The following is a 20,475-nucleotide window of genomic DNA, read 5'->3' on the forward strand; positions in this document are numbered from 1 at the left end:
CCTGGAATGCCTTCGGATACGGCGCTGTGCTCGGGCACCCGATATCCGGTGCGGTCGAGTGAGATCGGCGTCGGGGCAAGTTTCCCGGCGCAGGTGATGCCGGGCAGGGCCGTGCAGCCGACAGCGCAATTCATCGTCCGCTCCGCCGGCGGCATTCCGAAGCCGTTCGCGACCGGCTTGACGCGGATCGGGGACGCGTCCGTCCTGGGACAGCACTCCACGGTGCGGTACTGACCACTCCGCCCCGGCGACTCCCCCTTGGCTCTTACGGGATCGGTGCGGCCACGCCCCCGGCAACTGAGTCTGGCGCCACCGGAACCGGCAACCGGAAACGGAACGTGGTCCCCCTGTCGAGGGCGCTGGACACGGTCAGGACACCGCCCTGGCGCTCGACGAGGTCGCGGCAGAGCAGCAGGCCGAGCCCGCTTCCCCGCTCGCCGGCCGTTCCGTTCGTGGTGGTGCGCCGGTCGAGCCGGAACAGGTCGTCCACCTTGCCCGGGGGCATGCCCACGCCGGTATCTGCGACCGAGATCTCGACCTCGCCGCCCTCGACCCGACCGGCGACCGTGACGGTCCCGCCCGGCAGCGTGAACTTCACCGCGTTGCTCATGAGGTTGCGCAGCACCGTGGCGAGCATGTCGCGCTGGGCGCGCACGACGAGGCCATCGCACCTCACGACGAGGGTCAGCCCCTTGTCGGCCGCCGCTTCTGAGGCTCCCTTCATCACCTCCGCCGCCATCGCGTCGAGGTCGACGTCGGTGACGGAGACGGCAAGGGTGTCCATCTGCAGGCTCGCCCAAGAGAACAGGCTCTCCAGCAGCGCGTAGGCCTGCGAGGCCGCCTCGTGGATACCGTTGGCCCGACGCTCGATGGAGGCGGCATCGCGGGCCACCACGGCCTTGCCCAGGACCTCCGAGAGGCCGAGCAGCGCCTGGAACGGGTTGCGCAGGTCGTGGGCGATGATCGAGAACAACAGCGACTTTTGGCGGTTGAGGGTGTCGAGTTCGAGCGACTTCGCCTCCGCCTCGCGCCGGGCCTGGGCGAGTTCCGCCTGGAACCCGCGCCGGGCCTCGGCATACCGGATCGCCCGCGCGAGGCTCGACGGGGTCGCCTCCGCCTTCGTCAGGTAGTCGAGGGCGCCCGCCCGCATCAGCCTGAGCGCGATCTCTTGGTCGGCCTCGCCGGTGAGCATCAGCACCGCCTGCCCGCCGAGGCCGAGAAGCGACGCCAACAGATCGAAGGTGTCGACGTCCGGCAGGCGGTAGTCGAGCAGCACGCAGTCGAATGCCGCCTCCCGCGCCAGGCGCAGGCCGGTGGTGCCGTCGGGCGCCTCGGTCAGGTCGTGCCGGAGCCCGGACTTCTTCAGGGCGCGGCGCACGGAGGCCCTGTCGACGGCGTCGTCATCGATCAGGAGAATGCGGGTCGGGGCTTCCACGCGTGTCGTGGCCTACTGCGGGAACTCGACCACCTTCCAGAAGTGCTCCAGCATGGAGACCGCCTCCATGAAGGTGTTGGCCGGGTCCTTCTTAACGATGTAGCCGGCCACGTTGTGCCCGTAGGCGCGCATTCGGTCCTCGTCCGCCTTCGAGGTGGTGATCATGAACACCACGGCGGTGCGCAGGTCCTCGTCGGCCCGGATCTCCTCCAGGAATTCGATCCCGTTCATGCGCGGCATGTTGAGGTCGAGGAGGATCAGGTGGGGCTTCGGCAGCTTCTCCTTGCCGTTCTGGCCGCGCAGGAATTCCAGCGCCTCGATGCCGTCGCGGGCGACCGTGATCGGGTTCCCGATCTTGCTCTTCTTGAACGCGCGCTTGAGGCCTTGGACGTCGACCTCGTCGTCGTCGACCAGCAGCAGGTTAACCGTCGAACCCATCCGAACTCCCCTTCGCTCCGTCCTGCGGCCACGTGAAATGGACCGAGAGGCCGCGACCCTCCCGACCCTCGGTCAACCAGACCTTGCCGCCCTGGCGCTCGACGAGCTTCCTGACGATGGCCAGTCCCATGCCGCTGCCCTCGACCTCGTCGCGGGGCCTCAGGGTCTGGAACATGCCGAACACGCGCTCCCGGAACTGCTCCGGAATGCCGGCACCGTCGTCCGTCACCACGAACTCTACCATGTCCGCCGCTGGGTGCGCATCGACCCGAACCTCGCCGTCCCCCGGACGGTCATGGTGCTTGATCGCATTCCCGATAAGGTTCTGGATCGCCTGGGTCAGCGGGGCCTTCGCCGCATTCAGGGTCGGGAGATCGTCCGAGGCGACGATTGCGAAGCCCTCCGGTGGGCTCACCAGCACGGCGAGTTCCTCGACGAGGGCCTTCGTGTCGACCGGCGTGAAGGTGACGTCGGCCTTCCCGGCCCTCGAATAGGCCAGCAGGTCGTCGAGCAGGCTCTCCAGCCGGCGGACCCGGCTCTTCAGCAGATCCATGTTGGTCTGAACGTCGCCGGTGAGCGCACCTTCAAGGTCCTCCTCGATCCAGCCGACGAGGTTCTCGATGCCGCGGAGCGGAGCCTTGAGGTCGTGCGAGGCGACATAGGCGAACTGCTCCAGTTCCTCGTTCGTCCGGCGCAGGTCGCGGGCCTTGCCCGCAAGCCGCGCCTCCATGCGCTTGCGGTCGGTGATGTCGGTGTTCGTCCCGTACCAGCGGATGACCCGCCCCTCGGCATCGCGGAAGGGATTGGCCAGCGACAGGAACCAGCGATACCTGCCGTCCGCGCCACGAAGCGGAAAGGTGTCCTGCCACGGCTCCCCGGTCTCGAACGCGACGGAGATGCGAGCGACCACGCGCTCGATGTGGTCCGGGTGATGGACGTCGCGCCAGCCCCAGCCGCGCATCCCCTCCAAGGTGGTCCCGGTGTATTCGTACCAACGGCGATTGTACCAGAAGATGCTGCCCGTTCCGTCGGCGATCCAGGCGAGCTGCGGCAGCGTCTCCGCAAGGTTGCGGAAATCGGCCTCGTCAGGGGCGGTGGGTCTTGGCTGGGCCGCGTCGCTCATCTGTTCACGGATATCCGGATTCGAGGTGGATCCCGGATCGCCGGGTGTCGCGATGCCCTGCATCAACCGATACCGGCCCGCGCGTCCCTGCGCACCATCGCGACCCGGCGCAGGATGCGGGAGAGCTCCTCGACCGAGTAGGGCTTGCGCAACAGGTCGAGCCCTCCCGTGCCTGCCTTGGCGAGGACGTGGCTGTAGCCGCTGGTGAGCACGACCGGCAGGTCGGGATGCCGCCTCCCGATCTCGTGGGCGAGCGCTACGCCGTCCATGCCGGGCATCACCACGTCGGAGAAGACCACGTCGAAGCGCTCGGCGTCCCGGTCGAGTTCGGCGAGCGCCTTGTGGGCGTCGATGGCCCAGACGGTGCCGTAGCCAAGCTCGGCAAGGGTCTGCGTCGCGAATGTGCCGACGTCGACGTTGTCCTCGACCACCAGCACGCAGGTGCCGTGGCCCTCGACCAGGGGGGCGGGCTCCGGCGCCTCCACGGTCGCCGGGGCGTCCGCGGACGAACGGGGGAGATAAAGCGTGAAGGTCGTTCCGCGGCCGACGACGCTGTCGACCTGGACCTCGCCACCCGACTGCTTGGTGAAGCCGAACACCTGCGACAGACCCAGCCCCGTGCCGTGCCCGACGCCCTTGGTGGTGAAGAAGGGCTCGAAGATCCGTCCGAGGTCGTCGGGCGCGATGCCCGTCCCAGTATCGCTCACCGTCACCGCGATGAAATCGCCGGGCAGGAGCGGATGCGAGCGCACGGCCGGGATGGCGGCGGCCGGCCTGACGGCGATGTCGAGCCTACCCTCGCCGTCCATCGCGTCGCGGGCGTTGACCACCAAGTTGACGATCGCCGTGTCGAACTGGCTCGGATCGGCATCGATGAGGCAGACTTCCTCCGGTGTCTTCACATGGACCGCGATGCGCGAACCCGTGAGCGTCGCGACCATGTCGCCAACCGACATCAGGCTTTGGCCGACATCGAACACCTCGGGCTTCAGCGCCTGGCGACGGGCGAAAGCCAGCAACTGACCCGTCAACTTGGCGGCCCGGTCTACGGTCTCGGAGATCGCCCCGACGTATCGGAGTCGGCGCTCCTCGGCGAGGGCGGGTCGCTTGAGCAGGTCGGTGGAGGACTTGATGACGGTCAGCAGGTTGTTGAAGTCATGCGCCACGCCGCCGGTGAGATGGCCGATGGCTTCCATCTTCTGGGCCTGCCGCAGGGCTTCCTCGGCAACATGGAGGGCCTCGGTGCGCTCGCGCTCGACGGTGAAGTCCCGCCCAACCGCGTTGATGACGCCGGCGTCCGGGCGCGTCGACCACGAGATCCAGCGATAGCGGCCGTCCTTGTGGCGGTATCGGTTGTCGAACCGGGCGAAGGCTTGGCCCTGCGATGACGATTGCGCCCCCTCGATGGTATGCTGCATGTCTTCGGGATGGATCAGGTCGAACAGGTTCGTTCCGACCACTTCCCCTTCCGACCACCCGAGCACCGCCTCCCAGGCCGGGTTCACCGCGACGATGATCCCGTCGAACCCGCACCTCAGCATGATGTCGGACGAGAGCTGCCACAGCGCGTTGCGGTCGTGGGTCCTCTCGGCGATCCGCCGCTCCAGGGTCTCGTTCGTCTCCCGCAGGTGGCTCTCGACCTGCTTGCGGTCGGTCACGTCGAGCACGAACACGTAGAATCCGTCGACGGTGCCGTCCTCCGCACGGCGCGGCATGTATCGGATGTCGGCCACCCGGGGACGTCCGTCGGCGTACGGCCAGTCGATCTCAAGCCGCGCCTGCTCGCCGGCAAGCGCGGCCTCGAAGGCCCCGCGCCGCGCTTCGAGGCCGGCCGCGTCTACGAACTCGCGGACGTGGCGCCCGATCACGTCCGAGGGCGTCAGGCCGAACCAGTGCTCGTAGGCGCGGTTTGCGAAGCGATAGACGAGGTCGCGGTCGATGAACGCGATCAGCACCGGCAGGGCGTCGGTGACGAGCAGGAGCTCGGCCTCCCGCGCGCGCAGGGCGCGCTCGGTGAGGACGCGTTGCGTCGTCTCCGTCACGGCGCAGAACAGGCCCATGACCGTATTGGCCTCGTCATAGACCGGAGAGTACGAGAACGACCACCACGTCTCCTCCTCGACGCCGTGCCGGGCCATCGTCAGCGGCAGGTCATCGAACCGGCTGGCGGTGCCGGCGAAAGCCTTCTCGACCGCCGGGCGGACTTGGTCCCAGACGTCGGACCAGAGCTCGGGCATCGTGGCGCCCAACGCCCTGGAAAGCCTAGGCCCGAGGATGGGGCGGTAGGTGTCGTTGAAGAGGAAGGTGAGATCCGGCCCCCACGCCAGGAACATGCTCTCCGGCGAGGCCAGGATCAGGTTGACGGCGACCTTCAGCGCGGCGGGCCAGCCCTTCACCGGGCCCAGTGGCGTGCGATCCCAATCGTGGGCGCGCATCATCGCACCCATCTCACCGCCGGCCTTCGGGAACGTCATCGAACGCGTGCTGGTCTCAACGGGCATGCAGGGCGGTATCTGGCATCCGGGGCAGGTAGGGCCGCAGCGACAACGGCGGGATCGCCCAGGTGTTGCCCGACGATCTCAAAGTGCATCCTGGAAGTTGGCGAGCGGTGCCTCGACGACACATCGGACGCCGTCCGCCGGGTAGCTAAGCACCACCTTCCCGTCGACCGCGCCGACGAGGCCGCGCTCGATCAATCGCGTGCCGAACCCTTTTCGCGATGGCGCGATGACCGGGACGCCGCCGCTCTCGTGCCAGGAAATAGCGAGCGTCCGCGCATCGTCCCCGCCCGACAGGGTCCAGGCGATGTCGACCCGGCCCCGCGGGGTCGAGAGGGCGCCGTACTTCGCCGCGTTCGTGGCGAGCTCGTGGATCATCAGGGCGAGGGCGAGGGACGCCTTGCCGCCGATCTCGACCGCGGGGCCACCGTAGTGCACCCGTCCCGATCCGTCGTCCTGCAGGCCGACCGCGCCGCGGATCACGGCTTCCATCGCGGCATGCTCGGCCGCGCCCCCGAGCAGCAGGTCGTGCGCCTTGCCCAGCGTGATCAGCCGGTCGGCGAGGACCTCCTTGGCCACCTCGATGTCGGTCGCGCCCCGAAGGGTGTTGGCCGCGATGGCCTGCACCATTGCCAGCAGGTTCTTCATGCGGTGGCTGAGCTCGCCATTGAGCAGGTCGCGTTGCTCCTCGGCCCGCTTGCGCGCGTCGATGTCCGAGACGGCCGCGACGGCCCCGGTCACGGACCCGTCCGGTCCCAGGACCGGGACCGCGACGATGTCGATCCAGGTCTCGGTGCCGTCCCGCTGCGGGTACCGCACCTGCAGCTCGGCACGCGCCTCGCCGCCCTGGATCACCCGCGCCAGCGGATAGTCCGTCGGATCAACCGGGCTGCTGTCGGCATGGATCGCACGCCAGTCCTCGTAGGCCGCGACACCGGGAGAGTGCAGCACAGGATGGCCGAGGATCTCCTCGATCCGCGCGTTCCCGCCGACGATGCGGCCGGACGGGGCCTCGGCGAAGAGGATGCCGACCGGCACGGTCTCCAGGATCGAGCGCTGGCTCGCCTCGCTGGCAAGCAACGCTTCCTCGGCCTTCCGGCTCGCGGTGACGTCGCGCGACACGGCGAGCAGCTTCGACACCGCGCCGTCGGCGTCATGGATCGGCGTGACCTGGACGTCCCACCACCGCAACGTGCCCTTCATCGTACAGGCGGGACCGGCGAAGCGGCCGACGCCGGAACCGAGCGCGGCCTCGACCGCCGCCTTCGCCTCGGCTCGGCCCGATCCCTCCCAGAACCCGGTCCAGTCCTTGCCGGCCACCCCGTCGAACGCATTGACCTCCATGACGCGCATGCCGCCCTCGCTCATGAACTCGATGCGGGCGTCGAGATCGAGCACCTTGATGCAGTCGGCCGAGGAATCGAGCACGCTGCGCAGGAACGCCTCGCTCGATTGCAACTTGGCGGCGGCGTCGCGCTGCTCGGTGCGGTCGCGCAGGATCTTGAGGAAGCCGATGGCGGTGCCGGCCTCGTCGCGGAGCGCCATCATCTCGCCGTTGGCCCAGAAGCGGCTGCCGTCCTTGCGCAGGTGCCAGCGCTCGTCGATGCCGCGGCCCTGGTCGAGCGCAGCCTGCATCTCCCTGGCGGCGATGCCGTCGGCGCGGTCCTCGGGCGTGAAGAACACGTCGGCCGGTCGCCGGACCATCTCGGCCGGCTCCCAGCCGAGGATGCGGGTCGCTCCCTCGTTCCAGTCGTCGACGAGGCCGTCGAGGTCCATGACGATGATCGCGTAGTCGATGGCGCTGTTGAACACCGCCCTGTAGCGGTCCTCGCCAGCACGGACGCTGCGGCGCGCCTCTGCCTCGCCGACCTGCGCCAGGCCGGAGGAGACGGTGCCGGCGAACAGGCCCACGATCTCGACGTCACGCTCCGTGAAGGCGCCGACGCAGCTGGACTGGAGCTTGAGGACACCGATGGTGTCGTCGCCACGCACGATGGGTGCGACCACGCAGGAGCGCAGCGCGAGGCGTTCGATCAGGTCGCGCTTCACGTTCGGATCGTCGAGCACGTCGCCCACGACCGTGGCCCTGCCGGACAGCAGGCAGGCGCCTGCGAGGCTGCCGACCAGCGGGAGGCGCAGCCCGGCATGGCGGGCGAGGTTGCCCGCCCCGAAGCGGTAGACGAGCTCCTCGCCCTCCCGCATCTCGACCACGCCGCCCTCGGCCTGCGGCAGCGCCCTCAATGCCCCGTCGACCACGGCCGCGAGGACGTCGTCGAGCCGTCCCCCCGCCGCCGCCACGCCGGCCTGGGTGGCGAGCAGGGCCTCGCGCTGGACGACGGTGGCGCGCTGTTGGTCGAGCATGGCGTCGCGCTCGGCCAGCGAACGGCGGAGCTCCAGTTGCGCCATGACCTGTCCGGCGAGCGCCCTGAGAGATTCGGCCTGGTCCTCGGTCAGGCCCTTCGGACGGGGGACGACGTCGATCACGCACAGGGAGCCCAGATGCTCGCCGTTCGCCGCCCGCAGCGGCGCACCGGCGTAGAAGCGCAGGAACGGGGCGCCCGTCACAAGCGGGTTGTCCCGGGTGCGCACATCCAGACTCAGGTCGGGGATGACGAGGAGGTCGGGCTGTCCGAGGACGTGCGCGCAGACCGATTGGTCCAGCGTAGTCTGGCAGGGCTCGAACCCGACCCGCGCCTTGAACCATTGCCGGTCGCCGGCCACGAGGCTGACCAGCGCCACCGGCACGTCGCAGACCTTCCTGGCGAGATGGACGATGTCGTCGAACCCCTTCTCGGGCGGGGTGTCGAGGATCGTGTAGGCGTCGAGGGCGGCGAGCCTGGAGGCGTCGAGGACCACCGGCGGGATGGTGGCGAGGTCGGTCACGAGCACGGGCTTCCCTCCCGAAGTTCCGGCAGGATGGCCTCGGGCCTTGGCTTGGGTTCCGTTCCGGGCTCGGTTCCCTCGACGGCGAGGATCCCGCCGTCCGGTGCGTAGATCGTCCCGAGCACGGCCTGGAAGTGCCGGCGCACACGGGCGTGGCACCCGCAGCACGCCGCCTCCGTCCGCGCACGGTCGAGCATGTGGATGCGGCCGCGCCCGACATGGATCAGCCCCCGGTCCTGCAGCCGGCCGAGGACCGTGGTCACGTAGGTGCGCCCGATCCCGAGCATGTCGCCGAGCACGGCCTGGGTGACCGGCAGGGCATCGGTGCCGAGCCGGTCCTGCAGGCCCAGCAGCCAGCGCAGCACCCGCTGCTCGATGGGGTGGGCGGCGTTGCAGGCGACCGACTGCAGCACCTGCGAAAGCAGGCAGTCGGCGTAGCGAACGAACAGGTCGTTCAGGGTCGGCGAGGCGCCCTTGGCCTCGCGCAGGCGGTCCGCGTCCATGCGCAAGACCGCGCCCTCGATCTGGACAACGCACTTGGTGAAGGCCGGCAGGTAGCCGTGGCTGACGACGCCGCCCACGGCGCCCTCGTGCCCGACCGTGGCGGTCTCGACCGTCCGGCCCCCGTCCATCGGCACGACCAGGGTCGCCACGGTCCGGTCTAGCGGGAAGGTGACGTGCGAGACGTCCTCGTCGACCTGGAACAGCACGTCGTGGCGCGCATGCTCCCGACGTGCGAGGTGGGGCGCCAGCAACGCGAGGTCACTCGGAGCGAGCGCGGCGAGAAGCAGGTTGCCCTCGAAGGGATGGGCCGGTTCGCTAGACATGGGAATGGGGGTTCCGGGCGCGACGCGTGCCCAAGACGCCACGGTTCATGGCATGCCCGGCGACTGCCCACAATCGGACATTAGACGGTTAGCGACACGGCTTCGTCATCTGGTTGACCAGGCGACGGCCCGGGGCGGCACGAACCAGGGCGAGACGTGTGCGACGACGACGTCGGACAAGTCTCCGAGGGAAGCGGGCTGTGGGACGAGCTTCCAGTTGCCCACTTCCGGGCTCGACGATCCCTTAACCATGACCGCCTGCCCGGTGATCGTACGGAAGGCGGCGAATGGTCGGCGTTGCCGGGGATCACCGGTTGCCGGCCTGCCGATCTGAACCGCCACTTCGATACCAAGTCAGAGAACGCGACCGCGTCCCGGCCGGTGCCGAGACGCAAGGCCGGGACGGCGTGTCCACCGATCACATCAGGCTCCGGTGCCGTGCGACTGCCGCACGAACCTTGGAAGCCGTCTCGGCCGACCTCACCTTGGCCTCATGGGCAACATGTTCGACGTCATTATCGTTGGGGGAGGCGCCGCCGGCATCGGCGCCGCCCGGCGGCTTGCGGTCCATGGGTCATCGGCCCTGCTGCTTGAGGCGTCGTCGCGCCTTGGCGGCCGTGCATACACGCAGGACTTCGGCGGCTACCCGCTCGACCTCGGCTGCGAGTGGCTGCATTCCGGCGACCGCAACACCTGGGTCGGTATCGCCGAGGCCTCGGGCTTCCCGGTGGATCGAGGCGATCCGCCATGGAGCAAGGCTCACCCCGGCATCGTTCAGGACGAGGAGGGTCAGGAGGCGGCACAGAGGGCGTTCGGCGACTGGGAGGAGCGGCTCCGTACGGTGGCGGCTGGCAGCGACCAAGCCAGCGATGCCCTTGAGCCGGGCGGCACCTGGAACGCCTACGTGCGGGCCATCGCCGGCTTCATGAGCGGCGTCGCGCCGGAGGGGATCTCCGCCACCGACTACTTGGCCTACGACGAAGCCTCGACGAGCCGTAACTGGCACCTGCCACTCGGCTACGGGACGCTGGTCGCCGCCAGCCTGCCGTCCTCGACGACGCTGCGCCTCGCCACCCCCGCCCAGCGGATCGACCTGACGGCGGACGGCGTGTCCGTCACCACGCGCGCCGGCGTCGTCCGCGCCGGAGCCGCCATCCTCACGGTCTCGACCGCGGTCCTGGCCGGGGGCGCAATCCAGCTTCCCGCCGGGATCGACCCCTGGCGCGAAGCGGCAGCCAACCTGCCGCTGGGCCGCAACGAGAAAGTCTTCCTGGAGATCGGGCGCGATGCCGCGTTCGAGCCGGGCTCGTATGCCTATGGCAACCTGCACGACCCAAGGGCCGCTGCCTACTCCATCCGATCGAACGGATGGCCGGTGATCGAGGCGTTCCTTGGGGGCGACGGGGCCCGCATCGTGGAAGAGGAAGGCCCGGCCGCCGGCTTCGCCTTCGTGTTAGCGGAGTTGGGCGCCCTGTTCGGCAGCGACGTCGCCTCGGCGATCCGGCCGCTCGCGGCGACGTCCTGGAGCCGGATGGCGTCCATCGGCGGCGCGTATAGCTGCGCGCTGCCGGGCCGATCCGGTGAGCGGGCGCGGCTGGCGCGGCCCTTCGAGGACCGGATCTTCTTCGCGGGCGAGGCCACGCACCCCTTCGACTTCACGACCGCCCACGGGGCCCATGACAGCGGGCAGAGGGCCGCCGACGAGGCGATGGCGGCGCTTAAGGACAGGCACGGTCTCGGGCGGCGTGGCGCGTTCGCTGCCGCAGGGGCGCAAGCGGTCGGGTAGCGACCTCGTGCTCGGTCGAGCCGACTCACGCCCCCGAGTGATGGCCGGCAAGCTGTCCCGACCGATCAAGGCCGGACGTGAGGGACTGGGATAACGCCCACACCAGCCTGCCGCTGGCATTGAGCAGGCCTTGCAATCTCGAAGCAGCTCGGCTCAAATTCAACTTCTGCTATTGCGCCTTCGTCGCGACGGGGACCGGCTCGCCCGGTGGCCTGGGGTGGCGGAGCGGCGGCAAGGTCGGGGCGCGAGCCTGGGCCGACACCGTTCGGATTGGGCCGAAAGGTACCTCCGGGGAGGGCAGGCCCGTTCCGTCCGATCACACACTAGCCGCAACCTTATCTCTCGAAGGGACCTGTTGGGCGGCTGGACGATTTATTCTCGGGGGTGGGGCGGGGTCGCCTGGGCATCGAAGGCTTGCGCGCCGGCCAAAAACGATAGGGTGGCAGGAGGTCGAAAGTGATGCGCAACGCGACAAGCAAAAACGTGCCAGCCGCAAGGCGGCGCGCCCCGGAGCGGGACGTCTGACGACGTTCTTGTTCGGGATCTCTTTCGCCTTCGTCGCGACGGGGACCGGCTCGCCCGGTGGCCTGGGGTGGCGGAGCGGCGGCAAGGTCGGGGCGCGAGCCTGGGCCGACACCGTTCGGATTGGGCCGAAAGGTACCTCCGGGGAGGGCAGAGCCTGGTCGGACGGGTATGGGTGAGACAACAGGGCCCTAGGACTAGATGGCACGCAGGTTCATCGGATCGCCGCTTCTTAGGCAGGTCCGCAGCCGGGCGAGCCTGGAAGCCTCCTGGCGTGTGATCGAGGCGAACGGCCGGTTCTCGAAATCGGAGACGGTCCGTAACGAGATCCTTGCGTTCCGCGAGAATGCGTTCGGAAACCTCACGTCGCTCGGCGCACGGCTGCGACGCGGCACCTTCAGGTTCCCGGCCGCCCGGGCGGTGCCCATTCCCAAGGGCGACAAGAAGGACCGAATGGCCTTCCGCCCCATCGTGCTCGGAACCGTCGAGGCGCGCATCGTCCAGCGCTCCATCCTCGGCGTGCTGACCGGCATTCGCGACCTTCAGCCCTATTTTCAGAACCCACACAGCTTCGGGGGTATCAAGAAGGCTTCTGGGCAGGACCTGGCGGCCGTCCCAGCCGCGATCCGCGAGGTGCTTTTCGCCATCGGCAATGGGGCCGCGTTCGTCTCCTGCGCCGACATCAGTGGCTTCTTCACCCGCATCCCCAAATCGACCGTGACGGCGATCATCGCGGGCGTCGTGCCCGACCCGGACTTCATGGCGCTCTTCACCGACGCCGTGAGGGTCGAGCTCAGCAACATGGCCGACCTACGCGAGCGGATCGAGAAGTTCCCCATCCACGACATCGGCGTCGCCCAGGGCAACTCCCTTTCGCCGCTGCTCGGGAACCTGATCCTGCATGAGTTCGACAGGATCATGAACGAGGGCGATTGCCGCTGCATTCGCTACATCGACGATTTCATCGTGCTCGCGCCGAACAAGAGGGCGGCCGCGGCCCGCATGAGACGCGCCACAAGCCATCTCTCTGGGCTTGGCATGACCCTGTCGCCCGAAAAGACGCATACGGAGCCCCGCAGCGTCACGGAGGGATTCGAATTCCTTGGCATCGAGCTGGTGAACGGTCTGATCCGCCCCTCCGCTAAGGCTCAGCGGAAGTTCGTTGCGTCACTGGAGACTATGCTGAAGGAGAGCAGAAAGGCATTCCGAGCCAGACGGGCCGGCACCGTGCTTCCGAAAGGGCAGTCCTTGCTAGGTACGCTTCGACGCTTCGACGGGGCGATCCAAGGCTGGGGCAAGCATTATAGCTTCTGCAACGACGGGGCGGCTTTCGCTGCGCTCGATGACACGATCACGGGGCTGATCCGAGATTATCTCGGCATCTACTCCGACGAGCGGCGTTCGGCCGGCGATGCGGGCCGACGCTCGTTGCTTGGGATCGAATCGCTTTCGGAGATGGAGCGATCCCCGTTTCCCTGGCCCACCAAGCGAGCGGGAGGGCGCCATTCGATGCTGACCGGGATGCCTTCACTGCTCGATCCGATGCCACCATCGTCGCCACCGCACCTTGCTGGCGAAGCGGATCGGCTAATCGTCCCTCGTTGACCACCCAGTGGGTCCGCACCTGCGCGAGCAATCGCATCGTCTGTCCGGCGACCGGAATTATGTACCCCGACATGCTTCGCCCCCGGCCGCCAGATCTCGCCGTCCTTCGCGTTCCAGCTTGCAGTCGGAGCTGTCGGCGGATGGGCGTTGGCCGGTCACCGCTTGTCAGCCGAGGTCGGGGCGTTGGCAGACATAGCATGCGCAATTGCCGGGACGCTCCTCGGCCGGGCCGCCCGGAGGCCGGACTCCCGAACGGCACTCGGACGCTTTAATGGCCTCCCCGAGGATGCCACCGCCGTCAGCCTCACCGTAATGGTGGTTTGCTCGGCCGAGCGCCATCCCTGAACGACGGGTGCAACCTCCAGCGCTCGCGGTACCTGTGGACCCCAGGGCTCGCGCCGGGATGCAGGATCGTGTCGGTCTTACCAAGTAAACCGGCGTCGATGCAGGCGATGGAGTTCTATGCATCGGGCGGGTTGTAGTTTGGGGCGGGGTACCGACCGTCGGAAACGCCAGGGCGACCATTACCCGCGGTCGCGGATGGGAACGCCCCTCGTCCGAAGTTGATTTGGACAGCGACCGGGGCTGACTAAGCCCGCGCCGGCCGCGGTCATGGCCGGCATGGATCAACCTCCCCAGGATACCTTCATGACGGACGTACGGAACCATCGCGTGGCGATGCAAGACCCCCGCACCCAGTACCCGCAGCCGCCGTTCAAGCGGCAGCCGCAGGAAGCGCCGGGGCTGGCCGAGGCGATGGACCCGAAGCCCGACCACGGTGAGACGAGCTATGTCGGGCACGGGCGCCTTGCCGGCCGCAAGGCTCTGGTGACCGGAGCCGACAGCGGCATCGGGCGCGCCGCTGCAATCGCTTTCGCCCGTGAGGGCGCCGACGTCGCCCTGAGTTTCGTTGAGGCGGAAATGCCCGACGCACGGGAGGTGGCCAGGCTGATCGAGGCCGAGGGTCGCAAGGCGATCCTGCTGCCGGGCGATATCACCGACAGGCCGTTCTGCGAGACGCTGGTGCACAAGGCCGTGGTCGAACTCGGCGGCCTCGACATCCTCGTGAACAATGCCGGCAAGCAGACCAACCAGACGGACATCGGCGACATCACGGACGAGCAGTTCGACCTGACGCTGAAGACCAACCTCTACGCGATGTTCTGGATCACCAAGGCGGCGATGCCGCTGCTGCCGGCGGGTGCCTCCATCATCAATACGGCGTCCGTCGTGGCCTACAACCCGCCCAAGATCCTGGTTGACTACGCGACCACCAAGGCCGGGATCATCGCGTTCACGAAGGCGGTGGCCAAGCAGTCCATCGACAAGGGCATCCGCGTGAACGCCGTGGCGCCCGGCCCGTTCTGGACCGCGCTGCAGCCGTCCGGAGGCCAGCCGCAGGAAGCCGTCGAGACGTTCGGCTCCGAGGTTCCCCTGGGGCGTCCCGGGCAGCCGGTGGAGCTCGCCCCGATCTACGTGTTCCTGGCGTCCCAGGAGGCGAGCTTCGTCACCGGCGAGGTCTACGGCGCCACCGGTGGTAACGGCACCGCCTAGCCGGACCGCACCGGATCGGGCCGACCGTTATTCCCGGTCGGCCCGGTCTACTCAGCGAACCGAGGCATCGCCCCTAGAGAACGAAGGGGAGCCCACGGTGGCGGGCGCAGCCATGCGTGCCGTTCCTCATACGCATCCCTGCCCATCCTCAAGACGGATCGAACCTCCATGGCATCTCAGCGTCCTCTCGCCCTTGTGACCGGCGGCTCCTCCGGCATCGGCTTCGAGCTCGCCAAGCAGTTCGCCCGGAACGGCTTCGACGTCGCGATCACTGGTTCCAGCGATAAGGTCCACGACGACGCCGGCGAACTGCGCGACCTCGGCGTGGAGGCTTACCCTCACAGGGCCGACGCCTCGACCTACGAGGGCGTCGAGGGATTCTGGACCTTCGTGACCGACCTCGGTCGCTCCGTCGAGGCCGCGGCCCTCAACGTTGGGATCGGCCAGGGTGGCGCCTTCCTCGACAATGATTTGGAGAACGAGTTCCGGCTGATCGCGATCAACGTCACCGGCACCGTGCACCTAGCCAAGCGGGTGGTGCAGCACATGGTCCCGAACGGGCGTGGCCGCATCCTGATCACCTCGTCTGTCTCGGCCACCCTGCCTACCCCCTACGAGACCGTCTACGGCCCTTCGAAGGCGTTCGGCTTCATGTTCGCCGAGAGCCTGAGGGAGGAACTTCGCGATACCGGTGTGACGGTCACGGCTCTCCTGCCCGGGGCAACCGACAGTCAGTTCCACAAGAACGCCGGCATGGGCACCAGCGCCATCGACCACGGCAAGAAGAACGACAGGACCGAGGTCGCCCGCCAGGGCTTCGAGGCCTTGATGAACGACGTGGACCACGTCGTCGGTGGCGACGCGGAGACCAAGCAGCAGGTCGTCGACAACCGAAAGACGCCTGAGCCGGAGAAGGCGGCACGCCACGCAAAGATGACCCGCCTGCAGGGCTGACCCTCCGGGGGGCATCGCCGCCGCTGTGGCCGACGCCCTCGTCCGGCCCATGAGCGTCGGCGACTTCGCATCCATCCGACAAGCTGGGCTTGGTGACCATCGCGGCCGGGGCGTGGGCATGATCCCGCGGCTTGGCATCCAACCCCGAGGCTCACGCTGGCCGTAGCTCGGTCTCCCCGCCAGCAATCTGGCAACGAACGGGTGCCCCGCGGTTGTCGCCGCCAAGCCGTAGGGTCGCCCCGGGTGCAGTCACTGCCTCGGATGCCGTCATCGCGAACGGATGCGATGTCGGACCTGAAACTTTCGGCGGTCCGATCCCGTAACGATACGCAAGAACGGAATCGCGCCCTGGCCCCAGGCTTGATTTGAGCGTGCGATACCTATTGGCTATCTATTATAGAATAGATAATAATTACCCCATTTTTTTAAGGAACAACGATACAATCATGCTGTTGTCCTGTGGGTTGGATAAGATGTTCACCTGTACAGGAGATATTGCATGAAGACGTTCACCCTTGCGCTGACCGCCCTGACCGCCCTCGGCGGCATCGCCCTCGCTTCCGGTTCGGCCAGCGCCGCGCCGATGTCCGCTAACGGCATGCAGTCCGAGAGCGGCGTCACCCAGGTCCGCATGATGCAGGGCGACCGGATGCTGATGAAGAAGCGTATGATGCGGAAGCAGATGATGAAGCGCGGCATGATGAAGAAGCGGATGATGAACCGCGGGATGTGATCCCTAGCGCCATGCGCTTCCGGAGGCCCCGATGCGGGGCCTCCGCCCCGGTGGCCATGAGTTCGAGGACGACCGTTTGGCTCGAACCTACCTGACCAGATCCGCTCCCGAGACCGGCGAGGTCGAGCGCCGCCGGTGGATATTCCGGCATCCCGCCGTCATCCGCCTCACGCACTGGGTCAACGCGGTCTGCCTCCTGGTGCTGCTGATGAGCGGCCTGCAGATCTTCAACGCCCATCCGGCCCTGTACTGGGGCAAGGTCTCGACCTTTGACACCCCGCTGATGGCGATGTCCTCCACCGAGGACGATCCGCCGAAAGGCGTCACGAAAGTCCTCGGGCACACCTTCGACACCACCGGCTGGCTCGGCTCCTCGGCGGGCGCCGACGGCGAGGCGGCGGACCGCGGCTTCCCGGCCTGGGCGACCCTGCCGAGCGACCAGGATCTCACCGGCGGCCGCTCCTGGCACTTCTTTTTCGCCTGGGCCTTCGTCCTGAACGGCCTCGCCTACCTAGTCTACGGGCTGGTCAGCGGACAGCTTCGATTCCGGGTGATCCCGTCACGCGACCAGATCCGGCACTTCGGCGCTTCGGTTTGGGAGCACATGACGCTGCGCTTCCCGCAAGGCGACGAGGCCAAGCGCTACAACGTCATCCAGAAGCTCACCTACCTCGTCGTGCTGTTCGTGCTCCTGCCGGTGCAGGTCCTGGCCGGTCTGGCGATGTCGCCGGCGATGAACGCGGCGTTCCCGTTCCTGCTGACGCTGTTCGACGGGCGCCAGTCGGCTCGCACGATCCACTTCGTCGTGGCCGCGCTGCTGGTCCTGTTCGTGATCGTGCATGTCGCCCTCGTCCTGCTCTCGGGCTTCTGGAACAACATGCGCGGCATGCTCACCGGCTGGTTCGTGATCGAGCGCAAGGTCGAGCCGACGCCCGCTGCCGGGGAGACCCAGGCATGAGCCGCCTTCCAAGCCGACGCGCCCTCCTGGCGGGGGCTTCCGCCTCCGCCGCGGCGGCCCTGGTTGGCGGATGCGACCGCCTCGGTAACGCGGCGTGGTTCCAGCGCACCCTTAAGACCGGTGAGGACGCCAACCTGTTCGTCCAGCGCCTGCTCCTGACCGACCGGACCCTGGCACCGGAATACGCCGAGGCCGACATCTCGCCGTGGTTCAAGCCGAACGGCACCGAGGACCCGCCGGACATGGCCTACAAGACCCTGGCGAGGGGCAAGTTCGCCAAGTACCACCTGGAGGTCGACGGCCTCGTGGAGGCGCCCTTCAAGCTGTCGCTGGCCGAGCTCCGCAAGCTACCGGCGCGTACCCAGGTCACCCGGCACGATTGCGTCGAGGGGTGGAGCGCCATCGGCAAGTGGACCGGGGTGCCGCTCGCCGACCTCCTGTCCCGGGCCAGGCTGAAGCCTGCGGCGCGCTACGTGGTGTTCCATTGCGCCGACACCATGGACCAGGGCGAGGACGACGGCGGGGCCGACACCGCGCAGGATGACGGCCCCGTCGACGCGGTCCCCGCAGGGAATGCCAACCCGGCCATGACCAAGCAGTCGGGCGCCGGGGAAAGCAGGAAGAGTTCCGGCGGCCAGCAGGCGTCGGAGGATACCGCGGCCGGCGGCGGATCGCCGGTCCGGTACTACGAGAGCATCGACCTCGTGGACGCGTTCCACCCTCAGACGATCCTCGCCTACGACATGAACGGGATGGCGCTTCCGGTGTCGAACGGCGCTCCATTGCGGCTGCGGGTCGAACGAAACCTCGGCTACAAGCAGGCCAAATACGTGATGCGCATCGAGGTGGTCGAGAGCTTCGCGCACATCGGCGAGGGCAAGGGCGGCTACTGGGAGGACCAGGGCTACGCTTGGTATGCTGGCATCTGAGACGACGTGGCCGTGATGCCGGCCTGTAATACCGGGCGTTACATACGCACCACTCCCGAGGCGACCTCCAGCAAGGTCTCCCCGGTCACGTCCGGCGCTCGTAGCGCCTTGGAGTACGGCCGGCCACGGGCGACGTAGCCGGCCAGCAGGTCCGCGACCTTGGCTCCATGGAGGTCCCATGGATGCGTTGCGGCCAACAACATCTCCTCGGGTGCGACCCCGGCGGCCTGCGCGGCGTAAAGGTAGACCTCGGCACGCGGCTTGGAGAGCTTGACGTCCTCGACCGAAAGCACCTGCTCGACCAGGCCGTCCATGCCCGCCGCCGCAAGCAGTCCCTTCGTGGTGCCAACCGCGCCGTTACTCAACGCGAGGATCCGGATGCCGGCATCGGCAAGGACCTGGAAGGCGGCCTTGGCGTCCTCGTGCGGGGGCAGGACCTTCATCATGTCGAGCACCGCCCGCTTCCGATCCGAGGAGGCGGTCAGGCCCTGCATGGCGAGCAATTCGTCGAGGCATCCCGACAGCACGGATTGGAAGGGCGCGAAGTTGTTCGTGGCCGCCAGGGCGAAGGTGTCCCGCAGGCCGGCGGTGTAGAGGACGTCCAGGGCGAGCGATGGCAGGCCCAGCGCCATCAGCGCGGGCCGCATCGGCTCCATGCTGAACACCGTGCCGATGATGTCGAAGGCGACGACCTTGGGGCGGCTGGGCATGGCGGCTCCGATATCGACGGGCGTGCGGGTTTCGGCGCTGTCAGGCTGGCGTCGAAGGGATCAGGGTCCGCTGCGAGGAGGCGAGCCATTCGTGTTTCGTGCGGAACGGACGCGAGCCGACCTCGGGAAAGGTCGGCCCGCGACGATGGCTCGGACGTGCCGGTCATCTATCCGGCTGGCGTCGGATCACTTGGCGCCGGTCGAGCCGGTCGCAGTGCCGCCGAAGGCTGCCTTGAGGTCGCCGATCACGGCCGTCTCTGCCTCCTTGGCCTTGGCCACGACGTTGCCCATGCCGAAGAACTCGTGGGTCACGCCGGGATAATCCCTGTAGGTGACCTGCCCGCCGGCCGCCTTGATCTTGTCCGCCAGCATCTTGCCGTCGTCGTGCAGCGGGTCGATCTGCGCGGTCACCACCGTGAACGGCGGCAGGCCCTTGAGGTCGGCCTTGCCGACGATGTCGAGCCGCGGATCGGCGCGGTCGGCATCGTTGCGGACGGTCTGGTCGTAGAACCAGGCCATCATCGGCTTGTCGAGGGGCTTGGCCGAGGCGTTGTCCTTGTAGGACTGCGTGTCGAGGTTGGTGCCGGCCATCGGATAGACGGCCACGACCTGGACGGGCTTTTCGACGTTCCCGTCGCGGGCCATGATGGCCACGTTGGTCACGAGGTTACCGCCGGCGCTCTCGCCGAGCAGGGCGACCTTGGACGGGTCGCCGCCAAAGGACTTGGCGTTGGCCAGCGCCCACTTGTAGGCAGCGAAGGCGTCGTCCTGCTGGGCAGGGAACTTGGCCTCGGGGGCATGACGGTACTCGACCGATACCACGACCGCCTTGACGCCCTTCGCGATGGCGCGCGGCGTCGCGTCGTAGGTGTCGAGGTCGGCGACCACGAAGCCGCCGCCGTGGTAGTAGACCAGGACCGGAAGCGGACTGGTGGCGCCATCGGGGGTGTAGATCCGAACCGGCTGGGTGCTGCCCGAAGTCTCGTACGACATGTCCTTCGTGGTGACACCCGGCTCCGGCGCCGTGGGCTTGCCCTGCTCCTTGAGAAGCTCCTTGACGCCGTCGGCGGCGCTCGGCTGCTTGCGGGCTTCCTGGGCGGAGAGCTTCGGGATCGGCTTCGGATCGAGCTTCTTCATCGCGTCGAGCACGTGCTTCATGTCGACGTCCAGATTCGCCATCGGCGAGCCGGTCACGGTCGAGACGGCACCGTCGAAATGGTCCTTCATCGTCGGCTGCGCCTGGGCCCAGGCCGAGGTGGCAGCGAGGAAGGTCGTTCCGGCGAGAAGGGTGGCAAGGCAGGCGATCTTGGTACGAACGAGCATGAAATATCCCGGGCAGTGAATCTGATCGCCCCTGGAATGGGGCGACCCTCGACGGAGGCAACCACGACTGTGGCCCGGCGTTCCCGGCGTTGATTGTCCCGGACGGGCAGGCTGGAGGTCTCCGCGACGCCCCGGAACCGGGTCCGGGGGTCGGAGCTTGGCCTTCCGCGCCGGCGCCCCGTCCGGCAACGAGGAAC

The 20,475-nt window shown here is 68.1% G+C and carries 16 protein-coding genes; 8 read left to right on the forward strand and 8 right to left on the reverse strand.

Annotated features, from left to right (window positions below):
• Positions 1-6: 6 nt before the first annotated feature.
• On the forward strand, positions 7-234 hold the full coding sequence (locus tag MKK49_RS23620) for a carbohydrate porin (RefSeq protein WP_244032521.1): 228 nt from the start codon (positions 7-9) through the stop codon (positions 232-234).
• Between the two features lie 31 nt (positions 235-265).
• Here MKK49_RS23620 and MKK49_RS23625 read toward each other — a convergent pair whose 3' ends face one another.
• The 6 genes from MKK49_RS23625 to MKK49_RS23650 all read right to left on the reverse strand — a co-directional run bounded on the left by MKK49_RS23625 (position 266) and on the right by MKK49_RS23650 (position 9,204).
• Positions 266-1,435 (reverse strand): hybrid sensor histidine kinase/response regulator, encoded by a 1,170-nt coding sequence (locus tag MKK49_RS23625; protein ID WP_244032523.1) that lies wholly within the window; start codon positions 1,433-1,435, stop codon positions 266-268.
• A gap of 12 nt (positions 1,436-1,447) precedes the next feature.
• Entirely contained in the window at positions 1,448-1,873 is a 426-nt protein-coding gene (locus MKK49_RS23630; RefSeq protein ID WP_244032525.1) for a response regulator, read from the reverse strand.
• Positions 1,857-2,996, reverse strand: coding sequence for a sensor histidine kinase (locus MKK49_RS23635; protein WP_244032534.1), 1,140 nt, complete (start codon positions 2,994-2,996; stop codon positions 1,857-1,859). Before MKK49_RS23635 ends, MKK49_RS23630 begins: the two co-directional genes overlap by 17 nt.
• A 62-nt stretch (positions 2,997-3,058) precedes the next feature.
• Complete coding sequence (locus MKK49_RS23640) at positions 3,059-5,497, reverse strand: PAS domain-containing protein (RefSeq protein WP_244032536.1); 2,439 nt, start codon at positions 5,495-5,497, stop codon at positions 3,059-3,061.
• 78 nt (positions 5,498-5,575) lie between these two features.
• Positions 5,576-8,383 carry a PAS domain S-box protein gene (locus MKK49_RS23645; protein WP_244032545.1) on the reverse strand — a complete coding sequence of 936 codons (2,808 nt, stop codon included), beginning with the start codon at positions 8,381-8,383 and terminating at the stop codon, positions 5,576-5,578.
• Complete coding sequence (locus MKK49_RS23650; RefSeq protein WP_244032547.1) at positions 8,374-9,204, reverse strand: Crp/Fnr family transcriptional regulator; 831 nt, start codon at positions 9,202-9,204, stop codon at positions 8,374-8,376. Before MKK49_RS23650 ends, MKK49_RS23645 begins: the two co-directional genes overlap by 10 nt.
• Positions 9,205-9,697: 493 nt before the next feature.
• On the opposite strand from MKK49_RS23650, the gene MKK49_RS23655 reads away from it, so the two are divergent.
• The 7 genes from MKK49_RS23655 (at position 9,698) to MKK49_RS23685 (ending at position 18,245) form a co-directional block, all read left to right on the forward strand.
• Positions 9,698-10,990: a flavin monoamine oxidase family protein gene (locus MKK49_RS23655; RefSeq protein ID WP_244032548.1), complete on the forward strand. Its 1,293-nt coding sequence runs from the start codon at positions 9,698-9,700 to the stop codon at positions 10,988-10,990.
• Positions 10,991-11,713: 723 nt separating this feature from the next.
• Positions 11,714-13,117, forward strand: coding sequence for a reverse transcriptase domain-containing protein (locus MKK49_RS23660; RefSeq protein WP_244032553.1), 1,404 nt, complete (start codon positions 11,714-11,716; stop codon positions 13,115-13,117).
• Positions 13,118-13,765: 648 nt separating this feature from the next.
• A complete protein-coding gene (locus MKK49_RS23665) occupies positions 13,766-14,671 on the forward strand; it encodes an SDR family oxidoreductase (protein ID WP_244032554.1) in 906 nt (301 codons plus the stop codon).
• A gap of 168 nt (positions 14,672-14,839) precedes the next feature.
• Entirely contained in the window at positions 14,840-15,625 is a 786-nt protein-coding gene (locus tag MKK49_RS23670) for an SDR family NAD(P)-dependent oxidoreductase (protein ID WP_244032557.1), read from the forward strand.
• Between the two features lie 499 nt (positions 15,626-16,124).
• Positions 16,125-16,358 carry a hypothetical protein gene (locus tag MKK49_RS23675; protein ID WP_244032561.1) on the forward strand — a complete coding sequence of 78 codons (234 nt, stop codon included), beginning with the start codon at positions 16,125-16,127 and terminating at the stop codon, positions 16,356-16,358.
• Between the two features lie 76 nt (positions 16,359-16,434).
• The gene (locus tag MKK49_RS23680; protein WP_244032607.1) at positions 16,435-17,316 is read left to right on the forward strand and encodes a cytochrome b/b6 domain-containing protein; all 882 of its coding nucleotides are present in this window, start codon (positions 16,435-16,437) and stop codon (positions 17,314-17,316) included.
• On the forward strand, positions 17,313-18,245 hold the full coding sequence (locus tag MKK49_RS23685) for a molybdopterin-dependent oxidoreductase (protein WP_244032563.1): 933 nt from the start codon (positions 17,313-17,315) through the stop codon (positions 18,243-18,245). The genes MKK49_RS23680 and MKK49_RS23685 overlap by 4 nt, the downstream gene beginning before the upstream one ends.
• Before the next feature lie 38 nt (positions 18,246-18,283).
• Here the strand turns inward: MKK49_RS23685 and MKK49_RS23690 are convergent, their stop codons facing one another.
• Complete coding sequence (locus tag MKK49_RS23690) at positions 18,284-18,955, reverse strand: HAD family hydrolase (protein WP_244032565.1); 672 nt, start codon at positions 18,953-18,955, stop codon at positions 18,284-18,286.
• A 186-nt stretch (positions 18,956-19,141) separates the two neighbouring features.
• Positions 19,142-20,278, reverse strand: a complete 1,137-nt coding sequence (locus MKK49_RS23695) for an alpha/beta hydrolase (RefSeq protein WP_244032567.1) — start codon at positions 20,276-20,278, stop codon at positions 19,142-19,144.
• Positions 20,279-20,475: the final 197 nt, after the last annotated feature.

It is taken from the genome of Methylobacterium sp. J-090, assembly GCF_022829345.1.
Taxonomy (GTDB): domain Bacteria; phylum Pseudomonadota; class Alphaproteobacteria; order Rhizobiales; family Beijerinckiaceae; genus Methylobacterium.